The sequence below is a fragment of the Undibacterium sp. genome (assembly GCF_030683615.1).
GTDB classification, from domain to species: Bacteria; Pseudomonadota; Gammaproteobacteria; order Burkholderiales; family Burkholderiaceae_D; genus Undibacterium; species Undibacterium umbellatum.
Genome location: NZ_JAUXQE010000019.1, coordinates 1 through 5,229 on the forward strand (window position 1 = coordinate 1; position 5,229 = coordinate 5,229).

Annotated in this window: 2 protein-coding genes; both read left to right on the forward strand. The window is 54.2% G+C overall.

Annotation, left to right across the window (positions count from 1 at the left end):
• A partial coding sequence (locus tag Q8K39_RS09045; protein ID WP_305259563.1) for a cellulose synthase subunit BcsC-related outer membrane protein occupies window positions 1-1,139 on the forward strand: 1,139 nt, incomplete at its 5' end.
• Window positions 1,140-1,391: 252 nt separating this feature from the next.
• A partial coding sequence (locus tag Q8K39_RS09050; protein ID WP_305259564.1) for a tetratricopeptide repeat protein occupies window positions 1,392-5,229 on the forward strand: 3,838 nt, incomplete at its 3' end.

A 5,229-nucleotide genomic window follows, 5' to 3' on the forward strand; every position in this document is an offset into this window, starting at 1 on the left:
TGACCGACATAGAAATTCCCATAGAAGCCCGCATCAACACCCTTGGTCTTGGCCAGTTTGGTCTCAAGATCATCCCCGTCGTTGTCGATGCTGGCACCCTGTTCCAGAACGACCCCGCAGTCTCGGGCCAGTTTGGCCGCAATGCCATCGTCGTAGAACGCGCCAGATACGCCAAAGTTCCATTCACCACCATCGCCCGCCAGCAAGGCCTCCCCAATGTCGCCACACTCGACCAGGAAGCCAAAGGCGTCGCCCTCAACCTCAGCTACGAACTCGCTGGCGTCAGAGCAGATATAGGCTCCAGCCCCATAGGCTTCCCCGTCCAGAACGTTGTTGGCGGACTGCGCTGGAGTGGCAGCGACGATGGACTCAGCCTCGGCATCGAAGTTGCCCGCCGCTCAGTCAGCGACAGCTACCTCTCCTATGCTGGTGCAAAAGACAGCCTGTATGGGCTCACCTGGGGTGGCGTCACCCGCACAGGCATCAAACTCGACACCTCCTATGATGGAGAAGATGGCGGCGTCTATGCCAGCGCAGGCTACTATGGGCTTACCGGAAAAAACGTCGCCAAGAACAGCATGGGTGAAATAGGCGTAGGTGCCTACTGGCGCGCCTACAAAACCAATGACTTCAGCTTCACTACCGGGCTGGGCATGACCTCCTTCTTCTACAACAAAAACCTGCGCTACTTCAGCTACGGACATGGTGGCTACTTCAGCCCCAAATCCTATGTTGCACTAGGCATCCCGCTGGAGATCGCAGGACGCAAAGGCAAACTCTCCTACCAGCTGGCAAGCTCACTGGGTGTCCAGCATTTCCGTGAACTGTCTGCCCCGTATTATCCAAATTCGCCGGCAGACCAGGCAGAACTTGAACAATTTGCGGCAGCCAACCCCACCATCAACATCCAGACCAACTATGCTGGACAAACCAGGACCGCCTTTGCCTTCAAGATAGGTGGTGCAGCAGAATACCAGCTGACTCCGCATTTATTCCTGGGAGGCAAACTCAGTGCAGACAACTCAGGAGACTTCAACGACACCTCGGCAGCGGTTTATCTGCGCTATAGCTTTGAGCCACGCAAGAGCCCGGTCGGCTTCCCGCCTGTCGCTCCCAAGGCTTACTATCAGGGTAACTAAGCGTCTGACGCAGACACCTGAACTGGCACCCGAATAAGCATCCGAGATAGCCAGCGAGGACAAGATAAAACCGTCATATCTGCCAGGATATGACGGTTTTTTATCGGATTTACAATAGATTTACAATTCCTGCCACACATGTACTTCCTATTTAGGCTGGCTTACTTCAAAATGCAAGTGAAGTGAGGGTTTGTTTATAAGACATCGCTAGTCAAATCGCTCACTGGTGAAGAAGTGAAAAAGGGGACATGAATGACTTTTAAGAAGAAAGCGCTGGTACTGGCGCTTTTGACGGCATATCTGGAAAGCGGGACAGCTCTCGCGAATTCCCCTTTGACGCAGCAATTGAAAGAACAGGCCCAATTCTGGGCACAGCGTGGCAAGGATGAAAATGCGGCCGATGCATGGCGCAAGATTTTAAAAATTGAACCATCCAATGTTGACGCCTTGCTGGCGCTGGTTTTATTTGAGGCAAAGGCTGGCAATACCGCACAGGCAAAATCCTATTATTCCAAACTCAGAGGCGCGCAAGCCAGTATTTCCCAACTACGCATGGCTGAAAATGCCGTATTGCACGGCAATAGTGGCGGCGGTCAATTGGAGGAAGCGCGCAAGCTGGCCAAGCAAGGTGATGCTGACAGCGCTGTGGAAGCCTATAAGCAAATGGGTGATCCGGCCAAGCTGAAGGGCGACGCCGCATTTGAATATTTCCAGGTGCTGGCAGGTACCAAGGCTGGTTATCCCGATGCCAAACGGGGTCTGGAAAAATTACTGAAGGAAAATCCGGGCAATACCCGTTATGCCCTGGCTTATGCCCAGGTCTTGACTTATCGCGAACCGACACGTCTGGAGGGCATGGCAGCGCTGGAACAACTCACCGCCAAGGCTGACGTTGGCAAACAAGCGGGTGATTCCTGGCGTCAGGCATTGAGCTGGATGGGCGTAAAGAATGAAAATGCCAAACATTTTCGCCGCTATCTGGATAAATTTCCCGAAGACCAGGTTATCAGTGAGCGCCTGGCCAGTTTAAGTCGCCCAGCGGCGCCTGCAGTGCCTGAAGAAAAAACCAATCCTGCCAAAGTGCTGGCCGCAGCAAAGCAGAGCACAGCGGTGAAGGCGGTAGCTGAAACCAGGCAAAGCATAGAGGCCGCACCCAAGGCAGAAGTCGTGGCAAGGGCTGAAAACAAAGCTGAAACCAAGGCTGAAACCAAGGCCGAATCCAAAGCTGCAACCAAGGCAGAGGTACATGCAAAAACGACTGGTGATGCCCCAGAGAAAATCCGTATCGCCGCCTTCAAGGCCCTGGACGATAATGACCTCAAGGTGGCAGAAGCAGCATTTCAGGGGTTGATTAAATCCCACCCCAGAGATTCTGCCGGTTATGGTGGCATGGGGCTGGTGAAAATGCGCCAGGATGAATTTATCGAATCACGTACACTCCTGCAAAAAGCAGTAGAGCTGTCGCCTGCCAGTCGCAAGGATCAATGGAAGCCCGCCTTCGACCGTGCCAATTACTGGGGCATGATAGCGGATGCACGCAGCGCGTTTGAAGATAGTGATAGTGCCAAGGGTATCGCTTTGTTGCGCAAGGCTGTCGCCATGGACCCCAAGGAATCGGTCGGTATTCTGCAGTTAGGCGATGCCCTGCAGGCTGAAAATGATCTGGTTGGCGCAGAGGCAAATTTCCGGCTGGTCTTGCGCGACGATAAAAAAAATCTGGGCGCACTCGATAGCCTGATCGGTCTTCTGGCTTTGCAAAAACGTATCAAGGATCTGGAAGAGTTGAGCGCCTATATGTCGCCGCGCCAGATGACGGTGCTGTCAGAGTTAAAGGCAACCCAGTTATGGGACAGGGCCAAGGCTGCCGAAGCAACAGGCGATATCGCAACTGCGCAGGCCAGCCTGGAAGATGCGGTGCTCATGACGCCAGATAATCCCTGGTTGCGCATGGCCCTTGCAAAAATTTATCTGGGCCGTAACGCTCCAGGCGCGGCACGCGCCCTTATGGATGCCATCGCCAATGTAGAAAATCCCCAGGCTGAAGCACTGTATGCCAGTGCTTTATTGAGCGCCATGCAGCAATTGTGGTGGGAGGGGCTGGTGACGCTGGAGCGTTTGCCTGCCGCTGCCAGAAAACCTGAAATGTTCGAGTTGCAAAAACGTCTCTGGACCAGGGTGCAGGTGGATCGCCTGAATGTCTTTGTTAACCGTGGCGATACTGCAAGAGCGCGTGAATTGTTGGGCATCATAGAAAACACGGCAGGCAATAATGCCGAGTTCGTGGGTATTATTGCAGCCTTCCATATGAAGGTGGGCGACCCTGCTCATGGACTGGCACTGGTCAAGCGGGCCGTAGAAACTGCGCCCAATCCTCAGGCTGGTTTGTTGTTGCAGTATGCCATGGCCTTATTGCGCGCCAACCAGGAAGCAGAAGTGCTGGCAGTCATGCGCAAGGTGACTGATATGCCCAGGCTGACAGCAGAAGAAATTACCGATTACAAAGACTTGCAACGCATCGTCTCCATGCGCTATTCAGAGCGTGCACGCGAAGCAGGTGACTACGCCAGTGCCTTCAATTTCATCCAGCCCATGCTGATGGATAACCCTGAAGATAGTTTGCTGCTGCTTGCTCTGGCGCGCATTTATTCTTCATCAGGTGATACTGATGCAGCCAAAGACTTGTATCAGCGGGTGTTGGAGTCTGAACCAGAAAACCCGGAAGTCTTGCAAGCCCTGGTGTACGCAGCCATACAGGTCAAAGACTTTGGTACAGCAGAGCAGCACCTGACAACCCTGATGCAATTACAGCCTGGTAATCCACGCTTTATTTCCCTGGCTGGCAATCTCGCACGTGCGCAAGGTCATAGTGGCAAGGCACTGGAATACTTCCGCCAGGCTTTGGCGCTGGAGCAGGCGCAAAGGCCAAATAATGGCATGGGTGCGAATGGTATACGGCTGGTCGCCCAGGCCCCGGCTGCCAATGTGAATGAGTTCAGTGTTAATCCGTTTACTGACCGTAATGGCAGGGGGCAAACTGCCTTCGCCGTGAATAATGTGCCAGTGCAGCAGGCAACTGCGAATTCCCGCAGCGCCCTGTTTGCCCCGGTCGGTGTACCATTGCAGCAAGTGCCGCAGTATGCGCAACCTCAGTATGCGCAACCTCAGTATGCACAACCACAGTATGCACAACCACAGTACGCGCAGCCTCAGCCGCAGTACGTGCAACCGCAATACTCGCAAGCTCAACAGCAGTATGCACAGCAACAATACGCGCAGCCTCAACCACAATATGCGCAAGCACCCCAGCCTGCCCCTCAATATGCGATACCGCAATTGCCCGCTGCTACCCTGGCTGCGGCACAGCAAGGCCGTGCAGCCAGCCCAGCTTCCGTGGTTGCAGCACCGATGGCGAGTATTCCGCAATTGCCAGCCAGTGCATTGAATAGATCAGCAGCACCTTTGCCATCACTACCTCAGCAAGCCTATGCTGCAAATACTGCAACTCCTGGCACAGTGCAGGGCGGTTCCAGCGGTAATGTCAGCAGCGCGACGGGTGCCGCTACTGTCTATCAAATTCCACCAGCAAATATCTCGCGCACGCCGCTGACTCAGACACAGCCGGTGCAACATAATCCGTTGCAAAACCAGGCAGCACCTAGAAGTAATTATGATGCCAGTGGCGGTACTGGCAATGCACCCTCGGTGCTGGTGCCTTATGTCCCGGCCAAGGTCAGCTACACTGCTGCACCAGTCGCTGTGCCGCAACAATATGCAGCAGCCAACACAACTGCAGCAACAAGCAGAGCCAAGCCAGTAAAAGCCGCGAATGTCAGTCCAGAAGAAGCGGCGTTGCTGAAAGAAATCGATGCCATCAACGACCTCAAGAGAACGGAAGTTTCAGTTGAAGTCGCAGGCAGAGCACGCAGCGGAGAAAAAGGTCTCTCTGCCTTGACCGACATAGAAATTCCCATAGAAGCCCGCATCAACACCCTTGGTCTTGGCCAGTTTGGTCTCAAGATCATCCCCGTCGTTGTCGATGCTGGCACCCTGTTCCAGAACGACCCCGCAGTCTCGGGCCAGTTTGGCCGCA